19 protein-coding genes are annotated in these 23,085 nt (G+C 74.9%); 11 read left to right on the forward strand and 8 right to left on the reverse strand.

Annotated elements, in window-relative coordinates; translation table 11 throughout:
• Together ABZ340_RS29960 and ABZ340_RS29965 are read left to right on the forward strand one after the other, a co-directional pair.
• Nucleotides 1-454: transposase (locus tag ABZ340_RS29960; RefSeq protein WP_358784984.1), on the forward strand; the 454-nt coding region annotated here is incomplete at its 5' end.
• Nucleotides 455-577: 123 nt separating this feature from the next.
• The gene (locus ABZ340_RS29965; protein ID WP_358784985.1) at nucleotides 578-1,834 is read left to right on the forward strand and encodes an aromatic acid/H+ symport family MFS transporter; all 1,257 of its coding nucleotides are present in this window, start codon (nucleotides 578-580) and stop codon (nucleotides 1,832-1,834) included.
• Between the two features lie 127 nt (nucleotides 1,835-1,961).
• Here the strand turns inward: ABZ340_RS29965 and ABZ340_RS29970 are convergent, their stop codons facing one another.
• Nucleotides 1,962-2,156: a hypothetical protein gene (locus ABZ340_RS29970; protein WP_358784986.1), complete on the reverse strand. Its 195-nt coding sequence runs from the start codon at nucleotides 2,154-2,156 to the stop codon at nucleotides 1,962-1,964.
• 85 nt (nucleotides 2,157-2,241) lie between these two features.
• A complete protein-coding gene (locus tag ABZ340_RS29975; RefSeq protein ID WP_358784987.1) occupies nucleotides 2,242-2,670 on the reverse strand; it encodes a hypothetical protein in 429 nt (142 codons plus the stop codon).
• A gap of 224 nt (nucleotides 2,671-2,894) precedes the next feature.
• Here ABZ340_RS29975 and ABZ340_RS29980 point away from each other — a divergent pair, with 224 nt between their 5' ends.
• The 5 genes from ABZ340_RS29980 to ABZ340_RS30000 all read left to right on the forward strand — a co-directional run bounded on the left by ABZ340_RS29980 (nucleotide 2,895) and on the right by ABZ340_RS30000 (nucleotide 8,284).
• Nucleotides 2,895-3,230: a hypothetical protein gene (locus ABZ340_RS29980; protein WP_358784988.1), complete on the forward strand. Its 336-nt coding sequence runs from the start codon at nucleotides 2,895-2,897 to the stop codon at nucleotides 3,228-3,230.
• 81 nt (nucleotides 3,231-3,311) lie between these two features.
• Complete coding sequence (locus ABZ340_RS29985) at nucleotides 3,312-4,007, forward strand: TetR family transcriptional regulator (RefSeq protein WP_358784989.1); 696 nt, start codon at nucleotides 3,312-3,314, stop codon at nucleotides 4,005-4,007.
• A 172-nt stretch (nucleotides 4,008-4,179) separates the two neighbouring features.
• Complete coding sequence (locus ABZ340_RS29990) at nucleotides 4,180-5,808, forward strand: MDR family MFS transporter (RefSeq protein ID WP_358785027.1); 1,629 nt, start codon at nucleotides 4,180-4,182, stop codon at nucleotides 5,806-5,808.
• A 260-nt stretch (nucleotides 5,809-6,068) separates the two neighbouring features.
• The gene (locus tag ABZ340_RS29995; protein ID WP_358784990.1) at nucleotides 6,069-7,265 is read left to right on the forward strand and encodes a cytochrome P450; all 1,197 of its coding nucleotides are present in this window, start codon (nucleotides 6,069-6,071) and stop codon (nucleotides 7,263-7,265) included.
• 389 nt (nucleotides 7,266-7,654) lie between these two features.
• Nucleotides 7,655-8,284, forward strand: a complete 630-nt coding sequence (locus ABZ340_RS30000; protein ID WP_358785028.1) for an adenosylcobinamide amidohydrolase — start codon at nucleotides 7,655-7,657, stop codon at nucleotides 8,282-8,284.
• Nucleotides 8,285-8,535: 251 nt separating this feature from the next.
• Here ABZ340_RS30000 and ABZ340_RS30005 read toward each other — a convergent pair whose 3' ends face one another.
• The gene (locus tag ABZ340_RS30005; RefSeq protein WP_358784991.1) at nucleotides 8,536-10,107 is read right to left on the reverse strand and encodes an amidohydrolase; all 1,572 of its coding nucleotides are present in this window, start codon (nucleotides 10,105-10,107) and stop codon (nucleotides 8,536-8,538) included.
• An 80-nt stretch (nucleotides 10,108-10,187) separates the two neighbouring features.
• A complete protein-coding gene (locus ABZ340_RS30010; RefSeq protein ID WP_358784992.1) occupies nucleotides 10,188-11,741 on the reverse strand; it encodes an APC family permease in 1,554 nt (517 codons plus the stop codon).
• 141 nt (nucleotides 11,742-11,882) lie between these two features.
• Here ABZ340_RS30010 and ABZ340_RS30015 point away from each other — a divergent pair, with 141 nt between their 5' ends.
• Nucleotides 11,883-12,503, forward strand: coding sequence for a TetR/AcrR family transcriptional regulator C-terminal domain-containing protein (locus ABZ340_RS30015; RefSeq protein WP_358784993.1), 621 nt, complete (start codon nucleotides 11,883-11,885; stop codon nucleotides 12,501-12,503).
• Nucleotides 12,504-12,679: 176 nt separating this feature from the next.
• Here the strand turns inward: ABZ340_RS30015 and ABZ340_RS30020 are convergent, their stop codons facing one another.
• On the reverse strand, nucleotides 12,680-13,057 hold the full coding sequence (locus tag ABZ340_RS30020) for a transglycosylase family protein (protein ID WP_358784994.1): 378 nt from the start codon (nucleotides 13,055-13,057) through the stop codon (nucleotides 12,680-12,682).
• 348 nt (nucleotides 13,058-13,405) lie between these two features.
• Between ABZ340_RS30020 and ABZ340_RS30025 the strand changes: the two genes are divergently transcribed.
• A complete protein-coding gene (locus tag ABZ340_RS30025; protein WP_358784995.1) occupies nucleotides 13,406-14,266 on the forward strand; it encodes a hypothetical protein in 861 nt (286 codons plus the stop codon).
• Between the two features lie 449 nt (nucleotides 14,267-14,715).
• On the opposite strand, the gene ABZ340_RS30030 is transcribed toward ABZ340_RS30025, so the two are convergent.
• The 3 genes from ABZ340_RS30030 to ABZ340_RS30040 all read right to left on the reverse strand — a co-directional run bounded on the left by ABZ340_RS30030 (nucleotide 14,716) and on the right by ABZ340_RS30040 (nucleotide 19,000).
• A complete protein-coding gene (locus tag ABZ340_RS30030; RefSeq protein WP_358784996.1) occupies nucleotides 14,716-15,597 on the reverse strand; it encodes a universal stress protein in 882 nt (293 codons plus the stop codon).
• A gap of 68 nt (nucleotides 15,598-15,665) precedes the next feature.
• The gene (locus ABZ340_RS30035; RefSeq protein ID WP_358784997.1) at nucleotides 15,666-18,035 is read right to left on the reverse strand and encodes a glycosyl hydrolase family 65 protein; all 2,370 of its coding nucleotides are present in this window, start codon (nucleotides 18,033-18,035) and stop codon (nucleotides 15,666-15,668) included.
• A gap of 452 nt (nucleotides 18,036-18,487) precedes the next feature.
• Complete coding sequence (locus ABZ340_RS30040; RefSeq protein WP_358784998.1) at nucleotides 18,488-19,000, reverse strand: N-acetyltransferase; 513 nt, start codon at nucleotides 18,998-19,000, stop codon at nucleotides 18,488-18,490.
• A gap of 567 nt (nucleotides 19,001-19,567) precedes the next feature.
• Between ABZ340_RS30040 and ABZ340_RS30045 the strand changes: the two genes are divergently transcribed.
• Together ABZ340_RS30045 and ABZ340_RS30050 are read left to right on the forward strand one after the other, a co-directional pair.
• Nucleotides 19,568-20,893: a lipase family protein gene (locus ABZ340_RS30045; RefSeq protein WP_358784999.1), complete on the forward strand. Its 1,326-nt coding sequence runs from the start codon at nucleotides 19,568-19,570 to the stop codon at nucleotides 20,891-20,893.
• A gap of 626 nt (nucleotides 20,894-21,519) precedes the next feature.
• Entirely contained in the window at nucleotides 21,520-23,007 is a 1,488-nt protein-coding gene (locus ABZ340_RS30050) for an MFS transporter (RefSeq protein ID WP_358785029.1), read from the forward strand.
• The last annotated feature ends 78 nt before the right edge of the window (nucleotides 23,008-23,085 follow it).

Consider the following 23,085-nt stretch of genomic DNA (forward strand, 5'->3'; position numbering starts at 1 on the left):
CGCCGTCCATGAACAACGCCGGGCTCTGGAAGCCCGGATCGAAACCCTGCTGGAGGCCCACCCTCTTTCCCAGGTCCTGACCTCGATGCCCGGCATCGGCGTCAGGACCACCGCCATCCTCCTGACCACCGTCGGCGACGGCAGCAGCTTCCCCACCGCCGCCCACCTGGCCTCCTACGCCGGCCTCGCCCCAGCCACCCGGCAATCAGGAACTTCCATCCACGGTGAACACGCCCCCAGAGGCGGCAACCGGCAGCTCAAACGGGCGATGTTCCTCTCCGCGTTCGCCGCCCTCCACGATCCCGCCTCCCGGACCTACTACGACCGCTGCCGAGCCCGCGGCAAAACCCACACCCAGGCCCTCCTCCGACTCGCCCGCCACCGCATCAGCGTCCTGTTCGCCATGCTCCGCGACGGAACCTTCTACGAACCGAGAAGCCCTCGACTCGCTTGACGAAGGACATAGAGGCACCCCTCTCTCCTCCGCCCCCTCTCTCCTCCGCTCCCTCCGCCTCCTCCGGTCTTCCTTCCCTTCCGTCCCCGCTCTCCCGTAGCCGCCTTTGGGGGGAATGTCTTCATGACTTCCGTCATCTCGTCCGGCCCGCCGGCACCGTCCGGCGTGCGCGGACGCAACGCCTGGACCGTCGTCCTGTGCTGGATCACCGTCCTGCTCGAGGGGTACGACCTCGTCGTCCTCGGCGCCATCATCCCGACCCTGCTCAAGACGCATCACCTCGGCATGACCGCGGGTGACGCGACCACCATCGCGACCCTCTCCCTCGTGGGCGTGGCCATCGGCGCGGTCTGCGTCGGCCCGCTGGCCGACCGGCTGGGGCGGCGCCTGCTGCTCATCGGTTCCGTGGTGGTGTTCTCCCTGTTCACCCTCCTGGTGCCGCTGGCCGGTTCCGTCACGATGTTCGCCGTGCTGCGCCTCCTGGCCGGCCTGGGCCTGGGCGCCTGCATGCCGGTGTCGCTGACGATGATGGCCGAGCACATGCCGGCCGGCCGCCGCGCCCGGGCCAGCACCCTGACGATGACCGGCTACCACACCGGTGCCGTCATCACGTCCCTGCTGGCCCTCCAGGTGACGGACGACTGGGAGATCCTCTTCTACGTCCTCGGCGTCGTGGGCTTCGCCGTCGCCGTCATCCAGTGGTTCCGGCTGCCGGAGTCGGAGGCGTTCGTCCGGGCCCGGCGGACCACGGGTGCGCAGCGGGTCCCGTTCACCGAGCTGCTCAAGCCGGCCTACCTGCGTGCGGGCATCGGCGTGTGGGTGGCGTCCTTCATGGGGCTGTTGCTGGTCTACGGCCTCAACACCTGGCTGCCGAAGCTGATGAACGACGCCGGTTACCCCGTCCCCACGGCCGTCACCCAGCTCCTGGTGCTCAACATCGGCGGTGTCGTCGGTCTGGTCCTCGGCGGCTTCGTCGCCGACCGGCGCGGCATCAAGGGCACGACGCTCGGCTGGTTCGGGATCTCGGTGGTGATGCTGGCCTGTCTGAGCGTCAAGATGGAGAGCGACCTGCTGCTCAACACGGTCGTCTTCCTCACCGGCGTGTTCGTCTTCTCGGCCCAGGTGCTGGTCTACGCCTACGTGACGCACTTCTACCCGGCCGCCGTCCGCGGCACCGCCCTCGGCTCGGCCTCGGGCATCGGCCGGATCGGCTCGATCGTCGGCCCGTCCATCACCGGTGCCCTGCTCACCGCCGGGATCGGCCATCCCTGGGGCTTCTACTTCTTCGCCGCCGTCGCGGTCCTCGGCTTCCTGGCCGTCCTGACCCTGCCGCGCCGGGCCGGCGACGCTGCGGAAGAGGGCGCCGGGGCCGCCGCCTGACGCCCGGCACGGCACCGCCGTCCGCCGAACCGCGGCACGGGTCCCCACCGGGACCCGTGCCGCCACCGTGTGCCGGGGCGGGAACGGTGTGGGCCCGCCGGCCGCCCAGCCGAGGAGCCCGGCGTCCTCAGGACGAAGGCCCTCCGCGGGACCGCCTCAGGTCCCGCACCAGTGCGTGGACGGCGCACAGGACGATCAGCGCCCCGGCCCCGGCCCAGAGCACCGACGCCCCCGCCCGGTACTCGAGGACGGCTCCGGTGAGGAGCGCCAGGCTGACGACGACCCCGAAGGCCGAGATCCAGATGCTGATGCGGTGGGCCACGGGATCATTCTCACAGATCCCCGGCCGGTTCGGAGCCCGTCCGAGCGGCCCGGCCCTCCGCCCCGGCAGGCTGCTTGAGGGTGCGTCAGATACGTCCGCCGGTGAGCCGGGTCAGCGGGCCGAGGGTGCGGCGGCCCGAGCGGCGGCCCGCCGCGTAGGACGCCGCGCTCAGCGCCGTCACCCCGGCCGCCGCTCCGGCGGCGACCAGCTTCCGGTGGGCGATGACCGTCCAGGCGGCCTGGGCCGTGCCGGCGACCCGGCCCGGGACCGTGGCGAGTGCCCTGCGGCCCGCTTCGACCCCCTTGGCCGCGGTCTGCGCGGCCCCGGACGCCACCTCGGCCGGCCGGCGGGTTCCCGTCCTCGCCGCCGACGCCGCCTCGTCGGTGGCCGTGGCGACGCCCTCCGCGGCCCGTGAGGCCCCGGTGGCCGCCTTGTCGGCGGCGCGCCGGGCCGCGGACCGGGCCGCCTGCGCCGACGTGCGCTTCCCTTGCGTGTCGTTGTTCGGTTCCGTCATGCACACCGCCTTGCCCCTCGTTCCCGCGGCAAACGCGCGTCCGGCCCCGCGGCACCCGTCCGCACCACGCGGGACAGCGGGACGCCCCGCCGCACCGGTTGTCGGACCGGCCGATGACATGCCGATGGCGCCATCGGGGTGGCGCGTCGCCGCGGCCGCAACCGCCGGGCGGACGAACCGGTTCCTGCACTCACAGAACCGACACCCTGCGCGAGGAGGCCCACATGACCGCGTCCGCCTTCGAGTTCGGCCCGGACGGGACCGTCGTCGACTTCTACGCCCACGACGGCGCCGGCGCCTTCTGGCGCGAGCCGGCCGGGCGCCGGGAACCGGGCGCCGGGCACCCGGACGGGGACCTCCCGCTGCCGTCCCCGGCTCCCGCCCCGTACCCCGCCTCCGGCATCGAGCCGCGCGAACGGCGCCGGCGGGATCTCCGCGCGGCGCTGACCGCGGCCGGCGTCCCGCCGCGCCCCGAGGACCGCGACGCCATCGACCGGCTCAGCGCCCTGCCCGACAGCGCCGTCACCGCCGTCCTGCGCTGGCTGCGGTACACCCGCTGACGCAGGCCCCCGGCTCTCGGGGCGCGGCGCCTCCCGGTCCGTCACAAGCGGAATTTTGCATGCCGTGCATGTTTGCATAGCATGCAACTTGTGTCGGGGAAGAGTGCCGCCGGGGGCGGTCTGCGGGAGCGGAAGAAGCGGGCGACGCGTGCGGCGCTGGCCGAAGCCGCCGTGCGCCTCGCCGCCGAGCACGGCGTGGAGAAGGTCACCGTCGAGGCCATCAGCGCCGCGGCGGGAGTCTCGGTGAGGACGTTCTTCAACTACTTCGACACCCGCGACGACGCCTTCGTCACGATCGACGCCGACGCCCGTGTCCGCATCCGCCGGTCCGTGCTCGACGCCCCCGCCGCCCTCTCCCCGCTGGACGCCGTGCGCGAGGCCATCGGGACGGAGCTCGCCGAGGCCGAGCAGCGGCACGAGCTGTGGCTGCTGCACGCCGAGGTGCTGCGCGCCTCTCCTCACCTCCTGGCCCGCTCGCTCAGCGCGCACATGGCGAACGAGACCGAACTGGCCGAGGCCGTCGCCGAGCGCATCCGGGCCGGTTCCGGCCCCTCGTGCAGCACCCCGGCGGTGACGGCCGCGCCCGCCGCGTCCGACGAGGAACGGCGCGCGGCACTGGACCTCTACCCCCGGCTGCTGGCCGCGATGGCGACCACCGCGGTGCGGGTCAGCCTGGAGCACTGGTGCGCCCGCCAGGAGGAACTCTCCTTCGCCGACGTGTTCCAGGAGACGTTCTCCCTGCTGGCCGCCGGGCTCCCCGCGCCTCCCGCGCGGTGACCCCGCCCGCCGTCCGGCCCACCGACCGCGGCCACCGCCCCTTGCCTGTCACGCGTGTTCCCGGGCACGGACGTCATGTCCGCGCCACGGTCCGCGCGCACCACCGATCATCACTGTCGAAAGAGATGCCGTGACCGCACCTCCGGCGCCCGACCAGGCGCCCACCACCTCCATGACCAACCGTCAGATACTCCAGGCCATGTCCGGCCTGATGGCCGGCATGTTCGTCGCGATCCTGGCCAGCACCGTCGTGTCCAACGCGCTGCCCCGGATCATCGCCGACCTGGGGGCCAGCCAGTCGTCCTACACCTGGGTCGTCACCGCGGAACTGCTCGCGATGACCGCGACGGTGCCCCTGTGGGGCAAGCTGTCCGACCTCTACAACAAGAAGCTGCTCCTGCAGCTCTCCCTGCTCATGTTCGTCGCCGGCTCGCTGCTGGCCGGCTTCTCCCACGGCGTCGGACTGCTGATCTTCAGCCGTGTGGTCCAGGGCATCGGCGCGGGCGGCCTGACCGCCCTCGCCCAGGTCGTGATGGCCGCCGTCATCCCGCCGCGCCGGCTCGGCAAGTACGCCGGCATCTTCGGCGCCGTCTTCGCCGTCGGCACCGTGGCCGGTCCGCTGATCGGCGGTGTACTGGTCGACACCTCGTGGCTGGGCTGGCGCTGGTGCTTCTTCATCGGCGTGCCCTTCGCCCTGCTGGCCATCGTGCTGCTCCAGGCCACGCTGAAGCTCCCCACCGTCCGGCGCGAGGTGAAGATCGACTTCCTGGGCGCCTTCCTCATCGTGGCGGGTGTGTGCGCCCTGCTGATCTGGGTCTCGCTCGCCGGGCACCAGTTCGACTGGGCGTCCTGGCAGACCGCCGCGCTGACGATCGGCGGCGTGCTGCTGCTCGTCGTCGCGGTGTTCGTCGAGGCGCGCACCCCGGAGCCGGTCATCCCGCTCGACATCTTCCGCAACCGCACGGTGACCCTGACCACCGTCGCCAGCCTCCTGGTCGGCGTGGCCATGTTCGGCGGAACGGTCTTCCTCTCCCAGTACTTCCAGGTCTCCCTGGGCAAGTCCCCGACGATGGCCGGGCTGATGAGCCTGCCGATGATCCTCGGTCTGCTGGTGTCCTCCACCGTCGCCGGCCAGGTCATCAGCAAGACCGGCAAGTGGAAGAAGTACCTGGTGGCCGGCGCGGTCGTGATGACCGTGGGCCTCGCGCTGCTGTCCACCATCGACGCGGACACGCACTTCGCCCTGCTCAGCCTGTTCATGGCGGTGCTCGGCATCGGTGTCGGCATGCTGATGCAGAACCTGGTGCTGGCCGCGCAGAACGACGTGCCCGCCGCCGAGCTGGGCGCCGCGACCTCCGTGCTGTCCTTCTTCCGCAGCATGGGCGGCACCATCGGCACCAGCGTCCTGGGCGCGATCCTCGCCAACCGGGTCGCCGACGAGATGGCCAAGGGGCTGAAGGAGGCCGGCATCGCCGGTGCGGCCGGCGGGGGTCCGGGCGGCGAGGGCGGCGTGCCGGACATGACGACGCTGCCCGCCCCGATGCGGTCGATCGTCGAGCACGCCTACGGCGTGTCCACCGCCGACCTGTTCCTCATCGCCACGCCGTTCGCCCTGCTGGCGCTGATCGCCGTGGTGTTCATCAAGGAGAAGCCGCTGAAGACCACCAGCGGCATGGAGCGCCTCGCCGAGGAGTCTGCCGGCGCCTCCGGTGACGGCGCGGCGGCGGACGTGCCCGGCCAGGCGCGCTCCGAGAAGGCCGCGTCGCCGGCGGACAGCGGTCCGACGACGCCGGTCGGCTGACGCGGGGGCCCGGTCGACCCGGTCGACCCGGTCGACCCGGTCGCCCCGGTCGCCCCGGTCTCCTTCGCAGGCTCCCCTTCCGACGGGGCCGCCCGCCCTTCGGGGCGGGCGGCCCCGTCGTCGCGTGTACGGCCGTCGCCGCTGTGGCGGGTCCGTGGTCTGGTCCGCGCGGCCGCCCGTGCCGGATGCTGGGAGGGACGCGGTTCGGGCCGGTGGCCGCGAGGGCCGTCCGGCACGCCGACGGAAGGGGGTGCGGGCCGGTGCGCGACCGTGAGGGCACGGCGCGGAAGGTCGACAGGGGGCGGGAACGGCCGGGGTGCCCGGTCACCCGCGCGGCGGACGGGACCTGGCGGGTGCACGACTACGCCGTGGCCCGTTCGGTGCTGCGGGACCCCGGCACCGTACAGGCCGGTCTCGGCATCGAGACCGTGGAGAAGCTGCCGCGGCGCGTCCGCCGCCCCGTGCTCTACCGGGACGGCCCCGAGCACCGGGAGCACCGCCGGCAGACCGCGCGCTTCTTCACGCCCCGCCGGGTCGACGAGCACTACCGCGGCCTGATGGTGCGTATCGCGACGGAGCAGCTCGCGGCCCTGCGCGCGGCGGGCGAGGCCCCGCTCGCCGACCTCGCCTTCGAGCTGGCCATCGGCGTGGTGAGCGAGGTCGTCGGCCTGCGGTACGGCAGGCCCGGCATCCGCCGGAGGCTGGAGCGTTTCTTCCCGGAGGAGTTCGGCGAACCCGGTCTGACCAGTGCGCGGGGCCTGTACTGGCTGGTGCGGCAGAACGCCGACTGGCTGCGCATCCATCTCGCCGACGTACGCCCCGCCATCCGCGCGCACCGCCGCCGAGAGCACGACGACCTGATCTCCCATCTGATCGCGGAGGGCTGCTCGGACGCGGAGATCCTCGGCGAGTGCCTGACCTTCGCCGCGGCCGGCATGGTCACCACCCGGGAGTTCGTCTGCCTGGCCGCCTGGCACCTGTTCACGGACGCCGGTCTGCTCGGCCACTACCGCTCGGCGGACGAGGCCGGGCGCCTGGCCGTCCTGCAGGAGATCCTGCGGCTGGAACCCGTGGTCGCGCGGCTGCGCCGGCGGGCGGCCACCGCCCTGGAACTGCCCACGGACGACGGGCCCGTCGCCGTACGGCCCGGTGAGGTCGTCGAGATCCACCTCGACGACGCCAACGCCGATCCGCGCGCCGTGGGCGGCGATCCGCTGCGCGTCCGGCCGGGCCGGCCCCTGGAGGCCGGCGTGGGCCCGGTGTGGCTCTCCTTCGGGGACGGGCCCCACCGGTGCCCCGGGGCGCACATCGCCCTGCTGGAGACCGACGTCTTCCTCAGCCGTCTGTTCGCGCTCGACGGCGTCCGGATGACGGCGCCGCCGCGCGTCTCCTTCAAGGACGCCATCGGCGGTTACGAGATCCGGGGACTCACCGTGGGCCTGCGCCAGCGCACCTGACGGCCACGCCGCGCCAGGTGCACGGGCGCGGGACGGCACCGTCCCGTGTCCCGGGCCGCCGCCCACCACGCCGCGCTGCCGTGCCCGCCCCGGGCACCTGGCGCGGCGTGCCGGGTACCGCAGTCCGGTCCGGTGTCCGGTGCAAGGCGGGCGGGGCCTCCCCCGGTCCGGCGCCGCGAGCCCGGTCACGGCCGGGGTGACTCGGCCGGGGATGTTCCGGCCATGACCCGTCGCGGATGCGGACGAGGTCACCGATTAGGGTGCCTCGCATGCCTGCCGTCGCTCCCACCACCCCGACCGGCCTGCCCGAGCGGCCGGACCTGTCCCGTCTGTCCGCCCTGGACGACCTCCCGTTGCTGACCCGTACGGAGGACGGGGGCACCTGGCCGATGCTGCTGTGGGTGCCCGGCGAGCGCATGCGCATGATCTCCACCGCCGTCCTGGGCGGGGGCCTGGCCGAGCGGGACTGGGTGCTCAACGCCCAGGTCCCGCCGGGCTATCCGCGCCGGGACCCCGCGGCGCACCTGGCCGGGATGGCAGCGTCGCTCGGTGTGCGCGGGAACGGCGTCGGGCTGATGACGGCGGCCCGGGTGGCCGACCGGGGCTGCGCGGCGGACGACGGCGTGGTCGCCGTGGTCACGGCGGGCCTCGGCGTGCGCGGCTGGGCCGCGGTGCCCGCCCCCGGCCGCCCGGGGCAGCCGCCGGCGGGCACCGTCAACATCGTCGTGTCGGTTCCCGTGCCGCTGTGCGACGCCGCTCTCGTCAACGCCGTCGCCACCGCCACCGAGGCGAAGGTGCAGGCGCTGCGGGACGCCGGGATCGACGCCTCCGGCACCCCCACCGACGCGGTCTGCGTCGCCGCCGCCCGCCCCGCCCCCGGCCGGGCCGCCGAGGCGTTCGCCGGGCCCCGGTCGGTGTGGGGGGCCCGCATCGCCCGCGCGGTGCACCGGGCGGCGTACGAGGCGTGCGTGCGCGGCGAGCCGGACGGCGGGCGGGCCGGCGGGCACGGCCGGGGGTAGGTCTCCCGGCCCCGGGCGGTCGCCGGCTCCGCGTCACGCGGACCGGCGGAAGGCACCGGAAGGGTCCGGGAGGTGCCGCAAGGGGCCGGTGCGGCGTGCGCCGGTCCGGGCGGTGTCCGGTGCGGAGCAGACGCGCGGCGTGGTACGGAAAGGTGTCCGGCGCGGAAAGGCGTCCGGCGCGGAAGGCCGAGGGGCGCGCGGCGCCTCACGGCGGCCGTGGCGGCCCCGTACGGCGCCGGGTCCCGCGCCCGTCACACGCCCCGGTGCACCACGTGCCCGCCGGTCACGGTGAGCCGTACCGGTGCCTCGGCGACCTCGTCGGCGGGCGCGTCGACGGGGTCGACTCCCAGGGCGGTCAGGTCGGCCCGGTACCCCACGGCGATGCGGCCGGCGACGTCCGCCTCCCCGGCGGCGACGGCCGCGTGGGTGGTGCAGCCCTCCAGGGCCTGCAGGCCCGTCAGGCCTTCCCGCGCCGAGGCCGCGCCCCGGGGCGCCCGCGCGGTGGCCAGCACGGCGCGGGCGTCGTAGGGGGCGATGGGCCAGTCCGAGCCGAGCGCGACGACCGCGCCCGCCTCCCGCAGGTCCCGCAGGCGCCAGGCGCGTCCGGCGCGGCCCTCCCCCAGCCGCCGGGACCACTCGTCGGAGTGGTCGGCACGGGTGTAACCGGTGTGCGGGGGCTGCATGGAGGCGGCGACGCCGAGGCGGGCGAAGCGGGCGAGGGTGTCGTCGGGCACCGACTCGATGTGTTCCACCCGGTGCGCGAAGCGGGCGCCGGCGCCCAGCGTCTCGACCGTGTCGAGGACGTGGCGCACGGCCGCGTCGCCGATGGCGTGGGTCGCGGTGCGCACCCCGGCCCGGTGCAGGCGGCGTACGGCGTCGCTGTAGGCGGAGGGGTCGGGCCAGAACGCCTCGGTGCCCTGCCCGTGGCAGTCCGGGTGCTCCAGCCAGGCGGTGCCGCCCTCGACGGTGCCGTCCATGAAGAACTTCACCCCGCCGACCCGCCAGTGCCGCCCGGCGCGGCGCTGCAGCGCGACGAGTTCGTCCAGGGCCGCCTCGTCGTCACCCGGCATGCACCAGGGCGCGAAGCGCAGCCGCAGCGGCAGGACGGTCTCCTCGGCCACCGAGCCGACGAGGCCGAGGTCGCCGCCGTCCATCACATGGGCGCCGGTGAGCCCGGTGGCGGCCATCGCGGACAGCAGCGCGACCAGCCGGGTGCGGCGTTCGGCATACGACGGCCGGGGCATGACCTGTGCGACCAGGTCCATCGCGGCGTGCTCGACCAGGTGCCCGGTCAGCCTCCCGTCGGCGTCGACCGCGAGGTGGGAGCGCTGCGCGAACGTCCGGGGCCCGGTGACGCCCGCCGCCTCCAGCGCGGCGCCGGTGACGAGGGCCGAGTGCCCGTCGTACAGGCGCAGGAAGGCCGGGGCCCCGCCGAGTACGTCCTCGATCAGCGCGCGGTCGACGGGGCGGCCGCCGAACACGTTGTGGTCCAGGCCGAAGCCCACGACCCAGCCGCCGGTCCGCTCGGCCCCGGCGAGCCGGGCGCGCAGCCCGTCCAGGTCGCGGACGTCGGACAGGTCGAGCCCGGTGGCCATCTCCAGGCCCCACACGGGGTGGCTGTGGCCGTCGGTCAGGCCGGGCACCAGGCAGGCGCCGGCCAGGTCCACGACCTCGGTGCCGGGTCCGCACCAGTCGCGTACGCCGGCCTCCTCGCCGACGTATGCGATCCGGCCGTCGCGCACGGCGACCGCACCGGCGTGCGGGCGGTCCGGGTCGAGGGTGCGGACGCGGGCGCCGGTGAGGACCAGGTCGGCGGTGGGCATGCGGAAGTCTCCTTGCGGACGGGTGGATCGGAACGGTGGTGCGGGGCCCGGGCGGGCGGCGGTCCGGGGCGGTGACGCGGTCAGTCCCCGGGCACGGCGCGCCGCGCGGGCGGGACGGCCCCGGGCACGGCCGACGGCCCGGGCCCGCCTTCGGCCTCGGGTTCGGCCTCAGGGTCGGTCTCGGGTTCGGCGGCGAACCCCTCGTAGACCGCGGGCCGGTGGCGGCGCAGCCACCCCGCGAGGGCGAGCCCGGCGACGAAGACCACGAGGACGAGGGAGGCGAGCACGGTGTTCACCGTCGCCGGGGCACCGGTGAACAGGTCGAGGTGGGTGACCACCAGGGCGAGGGCGGCGGTGAGCAGCGCCGCCGCGGCGACGGGCGCCACCACCGTGCGCAGGGCGCCCTCGCGGTGGGGCACGCGCCGGAAGTACCGGAACACGGCGAGCGCGGCCAGCAGTTGCAGCGCCATCAGGCCGAGCATGCCGGGGGTGTTGACCCATAGCAGCAGCTGCCCGTACGGGTCGGCGCCGGCCGCCGCGAAGCCGAGGACGACGACGGCGCCGAGGACGGTCTGGGCGATGCCCGCGACGTACGGGGAGCCGTGGCGCGGGTGGACCCGGGCCAGCGCCTTGGGCAGGACGCCCTCCTCGGCGAGGGCGAGGCCGTAGCGGTTGATGGCGTTGTGGAAGGCGAGCAGGGACGCCAGGACGCTGGTGACGATCAGGACGTGCATGAGGTCGGCCGCCCAGCCGCCGACGTAGGTGGTGATCGCGGTGAAGAACAGCCCGGCCGGGTCGTCGCCGGCGGCTTCCACGATCTCGGCGTCGCCGAAGGCCTGGATCGCGGTCCACACGACGAACGCGTAGAACAGGCCGAGGAAGGCGACGGCCGCGTAGGTGGCGCGCGGCACCGTGCGGGCCGGGTCGCGGGCCTCGCGGCGGTAGATGACGGTGGACTCGAAGCCGGTGAACGCGGCGAAGGCGAAGGCCAGGACGGCCGCCGTGCCGGGCACGAGCACGTTGCCGGGGGCGAAGGAGGCCGGGGACAGGCCGTGGGCGCCGCCCTCGAGGAGCACGCCGGCGGCGAGCAGGACGAGGATGCCGGTCTCGGCGACGAGGAGGACGCCGAGGACCTTCGCGCCGAAGTCGATGGAGCGGTAGCCCCCGTACCCGATGAGCAGCAGGCCGGCGAGCGAGACGGGCAGCCAGGGCAGGTCGGCGCCGAACAGGGCGTGGGCGGTGTCGTGGGTGGCGCTGCCGAGCAGGCCGTAGACGCCGATCTCCATGCCGTTGTAGCCGATGAGGGCGAGCAGTGCGGCTCCCACGCCGGCGGCCGGGCCCAGGCCGCGGGTGATGTACGCGTAGAAGGCGCCGCCGCTGCGGACGTGGCGGCTCATGGTGGTGAAGCCGACGGCGAAGACGGCGAGGGTGACCCCGGCGAGGAGGTAGCCCACCGGGGCGCCGATGCCGCCGAGGAGGATCGCGAGGGGGGCGACCCCGGCCATGACGGTGAGCGGGGCGGCGGCGGAGACGACGAAGAAGGCGATGTCGGCGGTCCCGAGCGCCCCGGTGCGCAGGGCGGCGGGCGCGGGAGAGCCCGCGGCGGGGCTCGGGCTGGTGCTGGTGTCGGGCACGGGGAAGCCCTTCTTGCTGCGTGAGGGACGGAAGGCAGACGTGGGGGGTGTCCGGCGCCGGTAAACCTAAAGGCTTTCGGTTTCCGCAATGTAACCTCCTCTTCAGAGAGCTGGGAAGACCCTTCAGGAAGAGCACACGACATGGGACGGCCGCGCACACCCCTGCTGGACCGGGAGCGCATCACCACCACCGCGCTGGAACTCGTCGACGAGAAGGGCGAGTTCAGCGTCCCGCAGATCGCGCGCCGCCTCGGGGTGCAGACGGGCTCGCTGTACCACCATGTGGACGGCCGGGGCGGCATCGTGGAGCTGCTGCGCGAACGGGTGTCGGCGGCCATCGACGTCGCCACGCTGGACCTCCGGCCGTGGGACGCGGCCCTGGAGGCATGGGCGCGCTCCTACCGCGCCGCCTTCGCCGCACACCCCCGGGCCATCCCCCTGCTGATGACGAACCCCGTCCGCGCCCCGCGCGTCCTCGACCAGTACGAGCGGGCCGTCTCGCTGCTCCTCGACGCGGGCTTCGCCCCGCCGGACGTCATGCCGGTCATCGTCGCGCTGGAGAACGTCGTCCTCGGGTCGGCTCTCGACCTGGCCGCCCCCGAGGCCATGTGGGACGTCGCCGACGGCACGGCCACGCCGCGTCTGGCGGAGGCGCTCGGCGCGGTGGGCGAGGGACGGGCGGACCGGGCCTTCGACCTGGCCCTGGAGGGCTTCCTGTCCCATGCGCGCCGGAGGCTGGAGGAGCACCGGGCCGCCGGCTGACGTCCACCCCCGGCGACCGGACCGCCGGCCGGCATCCATCCCCGGCGACCGGACCGCCGGCCGGCATCCATCCCCGGTGGCCGGACCGCCGGCTGACGCCCCCACCCAATGCCGGGCTGCCTGCTGACGTCCGCGCCCCCGGTGCCGGGCCGTGCCCGGCCGTGCCAGGTCGGCGGTCAGCCCGCCCAGGAGCAGGCCCAGGCCGACATGCCCTGGAGGTCGGCCAGCCGCTCGGCCACGGCGATCTGTTCCTTACGGGTCGCCAGGTCGGCGCGCGGGGCGTACTTCAGGCCGCCGGCCGCGATCCAGCTGGACCGCGAGAACTGCAGTCCGCCGTAGTGCCCGTTGCCGGTGTTCGCCTTCCAGTTGCCCCCGGACTCGCACCGCGCGATGGCGTCCCAGTCCGGTGCGAGGCGGGCGGACGGCGAGGCCGTCGCCGTCCCGGCCGTGGCGCCCAGCGCCACCGTGGCCGTCAGGGTCACCAGTGCGGCCCGGCCGCCGCGCAGGCGGGGGCGGCGGTGACCGCCCGTCATGTCAGCATGTCGCCAGATCATGACCAGACTGTGACACGACATGACGGACCGCGCCGGTCACCGGCGGCCCTCCCTACTCCGGACGGAGCAGACGCGGATCCGCCGGGCCCGCCGGGGCGTCCCGCCGCCACCGGTCGGTCAGCGGACCGAAGGCGGCGCCCCCATCACCCTCGGAAGCGTCGACGCACCCGTCCGGGGCGGGCCCGGATCGGGCCGCAGGACGTGCACGGCAGGACCAGCGAACCGGAATCCGATGCTCCGTCAGTTCCTTTTCCTTTTCTGTGTGTTAGTTCCCTCCGGGGGCATTCGGGAGGCGGGCGGCGGCAGAGGGTCCGCTGCCGGACGACCGTCACGACAGGAGCGTGGTGCATGCGCAGCGGAAGCAGGAAGGCCGGCGTCCTCGCCTCGGCCGGTGCCCTGGCGGGTCTCGTCCTGACCGGATGCGGCGACGACGGCGGCGGCACGGGACGGGCCGCGGACGACGCCTCGCCCAGCAGCAGCGCCGGCGCGCGCGAGGAGGGCACGCAGGAGGTGCGTTCCGCCTACGACCGGACGGCCGAGGCGGAGACGGCGCGGATGACGGTGCGGGTGAGGATGAGCGCCGAGGGCGAGACGGTCACGGCCGACGGCCGGGGCGTGATCGACCTGGCGGAGGGCGACAGCGTCCTGACCGTCACCGCGGGGGGCGAGCGCATGGAGCAGCGGGTCGTCGACCAGGTGCTGTACCAGAAGCTGCCCGACGGGCAGGCCCGGCAGGGCAAGCCCTGGATGAAGGTCGACCTGCGGAAGGCCGCCGGGCAGCAGGGCGCGCAGGGGCAGCCGATCGGCGACCCCGCGCAGTCCGCCGCCTTCGCCAAGGCGATCACCGACCAGGACGTCACCAAGACCGGCACGGCCACGGTCGACGGCGTCGGCACCACCCGGTACCGGGTCACCGTGGACGTCGCCGAGCTGCCCGACGGCGCCGCGTTGCGCAGCCGGCTCGGCGACACCCTGCCGATGCAGATCTGGCTGGACGAGCAGGGCCGGATCCGCCGGCAGCAGATCGACCTGACGGTCAAGGCCCCCGCCTCGGCCTCGGCCGGCCGGCCCGGAAGCAGTGCCTCGCCCCAGCAGGTGAAGATGAGCACGCTGATGGAGTTCTCCGGCTTCGGCACCGAGGTCGACGTCGAGGCACCGCCCGCCGGCCAGGTCACCGACGCGACCGGCAAGGCCGGACAGGGCGGTTGACCTCCGGACGGGGCGGTTGAGGTCGGCCTCCGGCGGCGGGCCGGGCCGGCGCATCGGCGGGGACCGCGCCGCACCCGGTGGACGGCGGGCGGCGGTCCGGCGGCCCCGTCCCCGCTCCCACCCCGCTCGGCTCGCGCAAGGACGGGCCCCGCCTCCCGTGTCCGCGGGAGGCGGGGCCCGTCCTTCTCCGGAGCGTTGGGCAGGCCTTGCACCTGCATCTCCCCGCAGGAAGCGGAGCGTCTTGCCTTGGACCACCAACGCGCGGTCCGCCCGCTTTCGCCGTGGGCGGCTCGCTCATGACCGACCTTAGCCGGGCCGTCCCGGGCCGCGCGCGCCGACGCGGCCGATCGGGTGAGCCGGGCGGCGCCCCGCGCCGGTGTGCGCTCCCGCACCGCGACCCGGAACGGCCGCGACGGCGACGGCCGCACACCTCGCACGGCCGGCGCCTGTCACGCCGGATGCGCGCGCACCACGGCCACGGGGCAGTGGGCGTGGTGCAGCAGGGCCTGGCTGACCGAGCCGAGCAGCAGGCCCCGGAAGCCGCCCCTGCCCCGCGCGCCGGCCACGACCAGCTGGGCTTCACCGCTCGCGTCGATCAGGGCCGCGCGCACCCGCCCCCGGACCAGCCGGGAGCGCACGGTGACGTCCGGGTGGCGCTCGCGGTGGCCGGAGAGCGCCTCGACGAGCACCCGCTCCTCCTCGGCGCGCAGGTGGTCCTCGTCGTACGTCACGAACGGCGGATCGGCGGGGCCGTCGTAGGCGCGTTCGGTGCGGGTGCTCCACACGTGCAGCGCCAGCAGGTCCGCGCCGCGCAGGGACGCCTCGGCGAAGGCGAACGCGACGGCTCCCTCCCCGGCCGGCGAGCCGTCGGCCGCCAGCAGCACGGGCCCCGCCGGATCCGGGCCGCCGCGCACCACCAGCACCGGGCAGCGGCCGTGGGCGGCCAGGTGCACGCCCGTCGAGCCGAGGAGCAGGCTGCCGAAGGCGCTCAGGCCCCGGCTGCCGACCACCACCAGCGAGGCGGTGCGCGACTCGATCTCCAGGACCGTCACCGGTTCGCCCACGACGACGTCCCGGGCGACCTCCACGCGGGGTGCGGCCTCACGGGCCCGCCGCTCCGCCTGGGCCAGGGTCCCGTCGACCATCTCGCGCAGTCCCGCCACGGCCGGGTTCCACGGCCGTACGTGGGGCGGCACGCGCACCGAGGGGCCGCCGAAGGCGTGCACCAGCCGCAGCTGGGCGCCGCGCAGGGCGGCCTCGCGCGCCGCGACCTCCACCGCGGCCAGGCTGGAGGGCGAACCGTCCACCCCGACCACCACCGGGTTCACCATGACAGCGCCTCCTCGCCGTGAGGCCGGTCTCCGCTCCCCCACCTGCCAGGTTCCCCCGCCCCCGGTGATCAGTCCGGCAGCGCGAGGCGGCAGGTGTCGCCCGGACGGACGCGGACCGTGCGGTCGGGGAGACGGACCTCGATGGGGACGGGGTCGGAGGACGGTACGGCGATCTCCAGCAGGCCGTGCTCCAGCCGCAGCCGTACGCCCCAGTCGCCCTGGTAGCGCAGGGAGAAGCCGTAGGAGGACAGCTCCGGCAGCGGCACGGGGTCCAGCCACAGCGCCCCGGCGCGGGTCTCCAGGCCGGTCAGGCCCCGCTGGACGAGGTCGAGGGTGCCGGCCATGGCGCCGAGGTGGATGCCCTCGCCGGTGGTGCCGCCCTGGAGGTCGGCGACGTCCCCTTTGAGGGCCTCCTGGCAGAACGTCCATGCCTCGGCGCGGCGGCACCGGGCCAGGACCCAGCCGTGGACCAGGCCGCTGAGGGTGGAGCCGTGGCTGGTGCGGGCCAGGTAGTGGTCGACGGTGCGCTGCCAGGTCGCCTCGTCGAGCCGGTAGCCCAGCCGTTCGAACAGTCCGCGCAGTTCGGCCGGGGAGAAGAGGTAGCCGAGCATCAGCACGTCGGCCTGTTTGGACGCCCGGTAGCGGTTGACGGTGTCGCCCTCCGCCTCCAGGATGCGGTCCAGCCGCCGGATGTCGCCGTACCGCCCGCGGTACTCCTCCCAGTCGAGTTCGGCGAGGTCGCCGTACCCGTCGAACTGGCTGATGACGCCCTCGTGGAAGGGGACGTGCAGGGTGCGGGAGACGTTCTCCCACCGCTCCAGTTCGCCGCCGTCCAGGCCGGTGCGCTCGGCCAGTTCGCGCCGGCGGGGTTCGGGCAGGGCGCGCAGCACCTCCAGGGTGCGGGCGAGGACCCAGGCGGCGGTGACGTTGGTGTAGGCGTTGTCGTCCAGGCCGGGTTCCCCGGCGCCGGGGTAGGCGTCGTGGTACTCGTCGGGGCCGACCACGCCCCGGATGCGGTGCCGCCCCAGGCGGGCGTCCCAGGTGGCGGAGTCCGCCCAGAAGCGGGCGATCTGCAGCAGCATCTCGGCGCCCTTGGTGTGCAGGAACTCGGCGTCGCCGCTGGCCTCGCAGTACTGCCACACGTTGTAGGCGATCGCGGATCCGACGTGGTGCTGGAGGTGGGAGTGGTCGGGCAGCCAGCGTCCCGAGCGCGGGTTGAGGTGCAGTTGCTGGGTCTCCTCGCGGCCGTCGCTGCCGCTCTGCCACGGGTACAGCGCGCCGCGCCGCCCGATCGCGCGGGCGGTGGCGCGGGCCCGGTCCAGGCGGCGGTGCCGGTAGTGGAGCAGGGCGCGGGAGACCTCGGGGAAGTGCAGGTTGAGGTAGGGCAGGACGAACAGCTCGTCCCAGAAGACGTGGCCGCGGTAGGCCTCCCCGTGCAGTCCCCGGGCGGGCACGCCGGCGTCCAGGTCGGCGGTGTGCGGGGAGAGGGTCTGCAGGACGTGGAACAGGTGCAGGCGCAGGATGCGGCCCGCCTCGCCGGGGACCTCCAGTTCGGCCCGGCGCCACAGCTGGTTCCACGCCGTGTGGTGGGAGCGCAGCAGCTCGTCGAAGGCGGGCGCCGCCGCCACCCGGTCCACGGCGGCCTGGAGCGGATCGCTGATGGCCGCGTCGCGGGAGGTGTGCAGGGCGACCGCCTTGTCGACGACGGCGGTGCGGCCGGGGGCCAGGTGCAGCCGCATCCGCTGCACGGCGCGGGGATGCTCGTGCGCCGCGGCCACGGGGACGCCGGCCGTGACGCGGGCCGCCAGGCCGATCCGGATGTCGGAGGTGCGGGTGCGGCAGCGCAGCCACACCGTGTCCGGGGCGGCGTCGCCGGTGTGGACGTGGGTGAGGTGGCGACCCTCCAGTTCCCGGTAGCGCGCCACCCCGGCGTTGGTGACGCCGCCGTCGAGCGCGGCCTCGACGTCGAGGGCGACGGCGGCGCCCTGGACCGTCAGCTCGGTGCGCAGCGCGGCCAGGTGGGGGTCGGCCATGTGCACCAGGCGCCGCTGGCGCACGTCCAGCACGCGTCCCTCGCCGAGCCCGTAGCGGGTGTGGCGTTCCAGCAGGCCGCAGTCGAGGTGGACGATCTGGTGGTGGGCGAGCACGGGTGCCGTGTCCGGGGTGAGCCAGTCGCCGCCGGGGAGGCGGAAGCGCAGCGGCAGCCAGTTGGGCAGGTTGACCAGGTCCTCGTTCTCCACCCGGCGGCCGGCGACGGTGGAGGTGAGCCGGTTGTAGCAGCCGGCCGCGTACGTGCCGGGGTAGTGCACGTCGTCGGCGGCGCACTCGGGCAGGGCCCCGCGGGTGGCGACGTAGCCGTTGCCCAGCGTGCACAGCGACTCCCGCAGCCGCTCGGCCGCGGGGTCGTATCCGTCGTACTGCCAGGTCCAGGCCGTCACTGCGGTGGTGTCCTCCCGTGGGGCGGGGGTGGGGGCGACGGGCGCGCCCGACGCCGGTGCCCGGGTGCCCGATGGGGCCTCCCGGGTCGTGCCGGGGCCGGTCCGCACCCCGGACGGGAGCCCACCGGTGACCGGACGCACCTGGGTCCAGGGTGCGTCCGGTGGCGGGACCGTGCCCGGTGACCGGCCCCGGACGGGTGCGGACCGGCCGGGGCGCGGCGCGGCGGTGGGGCCGGGCCGCCCCGGCGGCGTCCGGTCCGGCGTACGGGGTGCCCTTCGGCGGGCGCGCGGTGTTCCGGTCCTCCCGCGGCTCGGGTGAGTGCGACGGGCCCGGCGGGCTCGACGGAATCGGCTGAATGGACGAAATCGACGGAATCGACGGAATCGACGGACGTCCGGTACGGCGGTGCCGTGCGGGGCGGCTCCCCCGCGCGGCACCGCCGTCCGGCCGCTCAGATCCCGAACGGCGCGGCGTAGCGCACGGTCCCGGCGGGCAGCGGACGGGCGGCGTCGAGGGTGAGGGCCATCAGGGCCTCGTCCGGGACGTCGATGCTCAGCCGGATGCCGTGGGCCGAGGCGCGGGTGAAGCCGAACCGGGGGTAGTACGCCGGGTGCCCCAGGACGACGACGTGGTGCTCGCCCCGGTCCCGGGCGGCGGCCAGCGCCGCGCGGACGGCCGCGGAACCGGCGCCGCGGTTCTGCCACTCGGGACGTACGGCGCAGGGCGCCAGGCACAGGGCCGGGCTGTCGCCGATGTGGCAGCGGGTCAGCAGCGCGTGGCCGACGGGCCGTCCGCGGTCGTCCGCGGCGACGACGGACAGGCCGTCGATCCACGCGGCCGGGTCGGCGCGCAGGGCGTCCACGAGGTCGGCCTCCTCGGCGGTGGGGAAGGCGGCGAGGAGGAGGTCGCGCAGGGCGGGGATGTCGGCGCCGGTCTCGGCGCGCGTGGTCCACAGGTCGCGCATGGTGGGTGCGGATCCGTTCTGTGTGGTGTTCGTGTGGGTGCCCCGCGAGCTCACGCTCCCGGCGGGGCGGGACGGAACGAGATCAGGCCACGGCCCGGGACGTGAGGGAGACCCGGGCGCTGCGCACGGTGGCCATGGGCGCGGTCATCGGCCTCACCTCCCTCGGGGGTTCCTGCCGGGCGGCTCCCGCCGGCACACGAACGAGCGCCAGTCTACTCGCCCGCTCCGGCGGCCCGCGGGACGACCTCCTCGCGTGCCGGCCTCCTCGCGTGCCGGGCGCCACGGCCGGGCGCGCGTACGAGCAGCGCGTACGGGCGGCGCATACGGGAGCGGGGCAAACAGGAGCGGCGCTTATTAGACATTCCGTCAAGTTACCGAACCGTAACATGCTTGCCGCTACCGCCGGTAACCCCTGTCCCGGTACGGTCCCGTCACCCCACAGGAGCAGCGCGAGCACACCGCCGGGCGGCCGTGCCTCCACGCGCCTGCACGGCCGCCCGCCCCACGGCCGTCTCCCGCCGGACCGCGGACGACCGGTCCGGCCCGTCCCTCCCCAGGAGGTTCGCCATGCCCGTACGCAGACGTCTGCTCGCCGCGGCGGTCACCGCGGCACTCGCCCTCGGCGCCCAGGCCGTACCCGCCGCGGCCGGTGCGGCACCGGCCGCGGAGGTGTCCCGCGACGTCACCGTCCCCGCCTTCTACACCCCGCCCGCCACCCTGCCCGAGGCCGACGGCGCACTGGTGCGGACCGAGCCGCTCCGGCTGGCGCTGAGCCTGCCGAGCCTGGGCGGGCCGCTGCCGGGCAAAGCGACCCGGCTGATGTACAAGTCCACGGACTCCACCGGCGAGCCCGTCGCCGTGACCGGCGCCTACATCGAGCCGGCCGCGGACTGGCGGGGTGGCGGGCCGCGCCCGCTGGTCGCCGTCGCGCCCGGCACCATGGGCCAGGGCGACCAGTGCGCCGCCTCGATGGGCCTGGAGCACCCGTTGAAGATCGACGGCGACACCGTCTCGGTCGGGTACGAGGACCTGTCGGTCTACCGGCTGCTGGCCCGCGGCATCGCCGTCGTCGTCACCGACTACGTCGGCCTCGGCGCCACGGACCGGCTGCACACCTACGTCAACCGCGTCGACGGCGCGCACGCCGTGCTGGACGCCGTGCGTGCCGCGCGCGCCCTCGACGGCGCGTCCGTCACCGCCGATTCCCCGGTGGGGCTGTTCGGCTACAGCCAGGGGGGCGGGGCCACGGCCGCCGCCGCGGAGCTCCAGCCCGCCTACGCCCCGGACGTCCGGCTCGCCGGCACGTACTCCGGGGCGCCGCCCGCGGACCTGACCGAGGTCACCGAGGCGATCGACGGCAGCGACCTGGCGGGCGCCCTGGGCTGGTCGCTGAACGGCTTCCTCCAGACGGAGCCCTCCTTGCGGCCCATCGCCGAGCGGTATCTCAGCGACGCGGGCCGCGAGGCCCTGGAGGACCTGGCGACCAGGTGCGTCGGCGACGCGCTGTTCGCGTACGGCTCCGCCCGCAGCACGGCCTGGACGACCACGGGGCAGTCGGTCGGCGACATCATCGCCGCCGAGCCCGCCCTGCAGGACTTCCTCGCCGAGCAGCGCATCGGCGCGCGGAAGCCCAGCGGCCCGGTCCGGGTGGCCACCGGCGTCAACGACGACCTGGTCCCGCACGCCCAGTCCCGCCGGATGGCCGTCGACTGGTGCCGGCTGGGCGGGAACGTCACCTACGCCCCGGTGATCCTGCCCGACGTCGGCCGGGGGCTGCTGAACCACTTCGGCCCGCTCCTCGGCGACCAGGGCGACGCCATCGCGTGGCTCACCGACCGGCTCTCCGGCGATCCCGCCGCCTCCAACTGCCGGGCGCTGCCCCTCCTGCCCTGACCGGACCTGCCGCCCGGACCGCCCCGGGTCCGGGCCCCGGCCCGCACTCCTCCGCGCTGTCGGGGCAGGGCCGCGGCTCCCTCACCGCACCGCCGTTCCCCCTCCCCGCGCCACCGGTCACCGGTCACCGGTCACCGAGGCTTCGTGGCCGAGGCTTCGTGGCCGTGGCTTCGTGGCCGTGGCTTCGTGACCGCGGCTTCGTGACCGCGGCTTCGCACCGACGACCGCCTCCGCCTCGCCGTTGCACACGCCAAGCCCCGTTCACCGGTGCCGGCACGGCCGCCCGCCTCGGGGCGGTCCGGCTCGGCCGGTCCGGTCCGGCCGTTCCGGTCCGGCCGTTCCGGGTGGCCGACGTCACGGCTTCAGCGGTCCCCGCAGGTTCCCGTACCCCGTGCCGCCGGGTGCGGGAACCCGGCGGCCGCGCTGGACGCCCGCCACCCGGGTGACGCACGGGACACGCGCACCGGCGTGTGGGCCCGCGCGAAGCCGGGCAGCAGCCCTGACATGCGCCGCATGATCACAGAGGCGCAGAATTCGCGTAGGCGAAGAGTGTGCAGCAAGAGAAAGGCGGCAGCGTGAGTGACGCCAAGCCCGACGGACGGCTCGGCCCGCGGGGCCGGGCGAGGATGCCGAAGACGGTCGCCGACATGCCGCGGCAGGTCCGCGAGGAGCTGATCCGCCGGCTCCACCGGAAGAAGGGGGCCTTCCGCGAGGAGGACGTCCAGGTCGTCGAAGGGCCGCTGCTCAAACGCGCGGTCGGCGCCTCGGCGCTCGGCAACTGCATGGAGTGGTTCGACTTCGGCGTCTACAGCTACCTCGCCGCCACCATCGGCAAGGTGTTCTTCCCCGGCGCCTCCCCGGGCGCCCAGCTGATCTCCTCGTTCGCGACCTTCGCCGCGGCGTTCGTGGTGCGCCCGCTCGGCGGCCTGGTGTTCGGCCCGCTCGGCGACCGCATCGGCCGGCAGAAGGTGCTCGCGACCACCATGATCATGATGGCGATCGGCACCTTCTCCATCGGCCTGATCCCCGGTTACGCGACCCTCGGCATCGCGGCCCCCGTCCTGCTGCTGCTCGCCCGTATGGTCCAGGGCTTCTCCACCGGCGGCGAGTACGGCGGTGCCACCACCTTCGTCGCCGAGTACTCGCCGGACCGCCGGCGCGGTTTCCTCTCCAGCTGGCTCGACTTCGGCACCTTCGTCGGCTACGCGCTCGGCTCGGCGCTGGTGACCCTGCTGAACCTGGCGCTCACGGACGACGAGATGCTCTCGTGGGGCTGGCGCGTCCCGTTCCTGATCGCCGGTCCGCTCGGCCTCATCGGCCTGTACATGCGGCTGAAGCTGGAAGAGTCCCCGGCCTTCCAGAAGCAGCTCGACGAACACGAGAAGAGCCTCGCCCAGGCGTCGGCGGGCAGCGAGTTCAAGACCATCGTCCGCAGGCACTGGCGTGCGCTGCTGGTCTGCATGGGTCTGGTGCTGCTCTACAACGTCACCAACTACATGGTCACCGGCTTCCTGCCGACCTACCAGACGGAGACCCTGGGCCGCTCCACCAGCTTCGCCGACCTGCTGGTGCTGATCGGCATGGTGTGGATCGTGCTGCTGATCACCTTCCTCGGCCGGCTCAGCGACCGTATCGGCCGCCGCCCGGTGTACGCGGTCGCCGCCGTCGCGATGATCGTCCTGGCCGTGCCGGCCTTCCTGCTGCTGAAGGCGGACGGGACCTGGAAGCCGGTCGCCGGTGTGCTGGTGCTGTCCACCCTGCTGGCCTGTTTCGCCGCGCCAAGCGCCGCCACCCTGCCGGCGCTGTTCCCCACCGCCGTCCGGTACGCGGCCATGGGCATCGGCTTCAACTTCGCCGTCGCCGCCTTCGGCGGCACCACCCCGCTGGTCACCGAGGCGCTGGTGGAAGCCACCGGCAACGACCTGGTGCCGGCCTTCTACCTGATGGCGGCCGGGCTGATCGGCCTGATCACGGTGAGGTTCCTGCCCGAGAGCGCCCAGGTGCCCCTCAACGGCTCGCAGCCGCTGGTCGGTTCGCGTCAGGAGCTGCGGGAGCTGATCACGACCTCGAAGGACCTCTACCGCTTCTCCAAGGAGCACTCCGGCCCGCGGTGAGGCACCCGGGCGGGCCCCGGGCTGCGGCCCCGACGGCCCGGCCGAGCGCGGACACGGACAGCGCCCGCACGGCCAGGG

Origin of the sequence: Streptomyces sp. NPDC006134, assembly GCF_040628835.1 — a bacterium.
GTDB lineage: Bacteria > Actinomycetota > Actinomycetes > Streptomycetales > Streptomycetaceae > Streptomyces.

What these genes read in the sequence shown, in the direction of transcription:
- ABZ340_RS29980 (WP_358784988.1), top strand. Translation starts at nt 2,895, where the DNA reads ATGACCGCGTCCGCCTTCGAGTTCGGCCCGGACGGGACCGTCGTCGAC.
- ABZ340_RS30050 (WP_358785029.1), top strand. Translation starts at nt 21,520, where the DNA reads ATGCCGAAGACGGTCGCCGACATGCCGCGGCAGGTCCGCGAGGAGCTG.
- ABZ340_RS30040 (WP_358784998.1), bottom strand. Translation starts at nt 19,000, where the DNA reads ATGCGCGACCTGTGGACCACGCGCGCCGAGACCGGCGCCGACATCCCC.
- ABZ340_RS29985 (WP_358784989.1), top strand. Translation starts at nt 3,312, where the DNA reads ATGCAACTTGTGTCGGGGAAGAGTGCCGCCGGGGGCGGTCTGCGGGAG.
- ABZ340_RS30025 (WP_358784995.1), top strand. Translation starts at nt 13,406, where the DNA reads ATGCGCAGCGGAAGCAGGAAGGCCGGCGTCCTCGCCTCGGCCGGTGCC.
- ABZ340_RS29965 (WP_358784985.1), top strand. Translation starts at nt 578, where the DNA reads ATGACTTCCGTCATCTCGTCCGGCCCGCCGGCACCGTCCGGCGTGCGC.
- ABZ340_RS30005 (WP_358784991.1), bottom strand. Translation starts at nt 10,107, where the DNA reads ATGCCCACCGCCGACCTGGTCCTCACCGGCGCCCGCGTCCGCACCCTC.
- ABZ340_RS30030 (WP_358784996.1), bottom strand. Translation starts at nt 15,597, where the DNA reads ATGGTGAACCCGGTGGTGGTCGGGGTGGACGGTTCGCCCTCCAGCCTG.
- ABZ340_RS30020 (WP_358784994.1), bottom strand. Translation starts at nt 13,057, where the DNA reads ATGATCTGGCGACATGCTGACATGACGGGCGGTCACCGCCGCCCCCGC.
- ABZ340_RS30000 (WP_358785028.1), top strand. Translation starts at nt 7,655, where the DNA reads ATGCTGCTGTGGGTGCCCGGCGAGCGCATGCGCATGATCTCCACCGCC.
- ABZ340_RS29990 (WP_358785027.1), top strand. Translation starts at nt 4,180, where the DNA reads ATGACCAACCGTCAGATACTCCAGGCCATGTCCGGCCTGATGGCCGGC.
- ABZ340_RS30015 (WP_358784993.1), top strand. Translation starts at nt 11,883, where the DNA reads ATGGGACGGCCGCGCACACCCCTGCTGGACCGGGAGCGCATCACCACC.
- ABZ340_RS29975 (WP_358784987.1), bottom strand. Translation starts at nt 2,670, where the DNA reads ATGACGGAACCGAACAACGACACGCAAGGGAAGCGCACGTCGGCGCAG.
- ABZ340_RS30045 (WP_358784999.1), top strand. Translation starts at nt 19,568, where the DNA reads ATGCCCGTACGCAGACGTCTGCTCGCCGCGGCGGTCACCGCGGCACTC.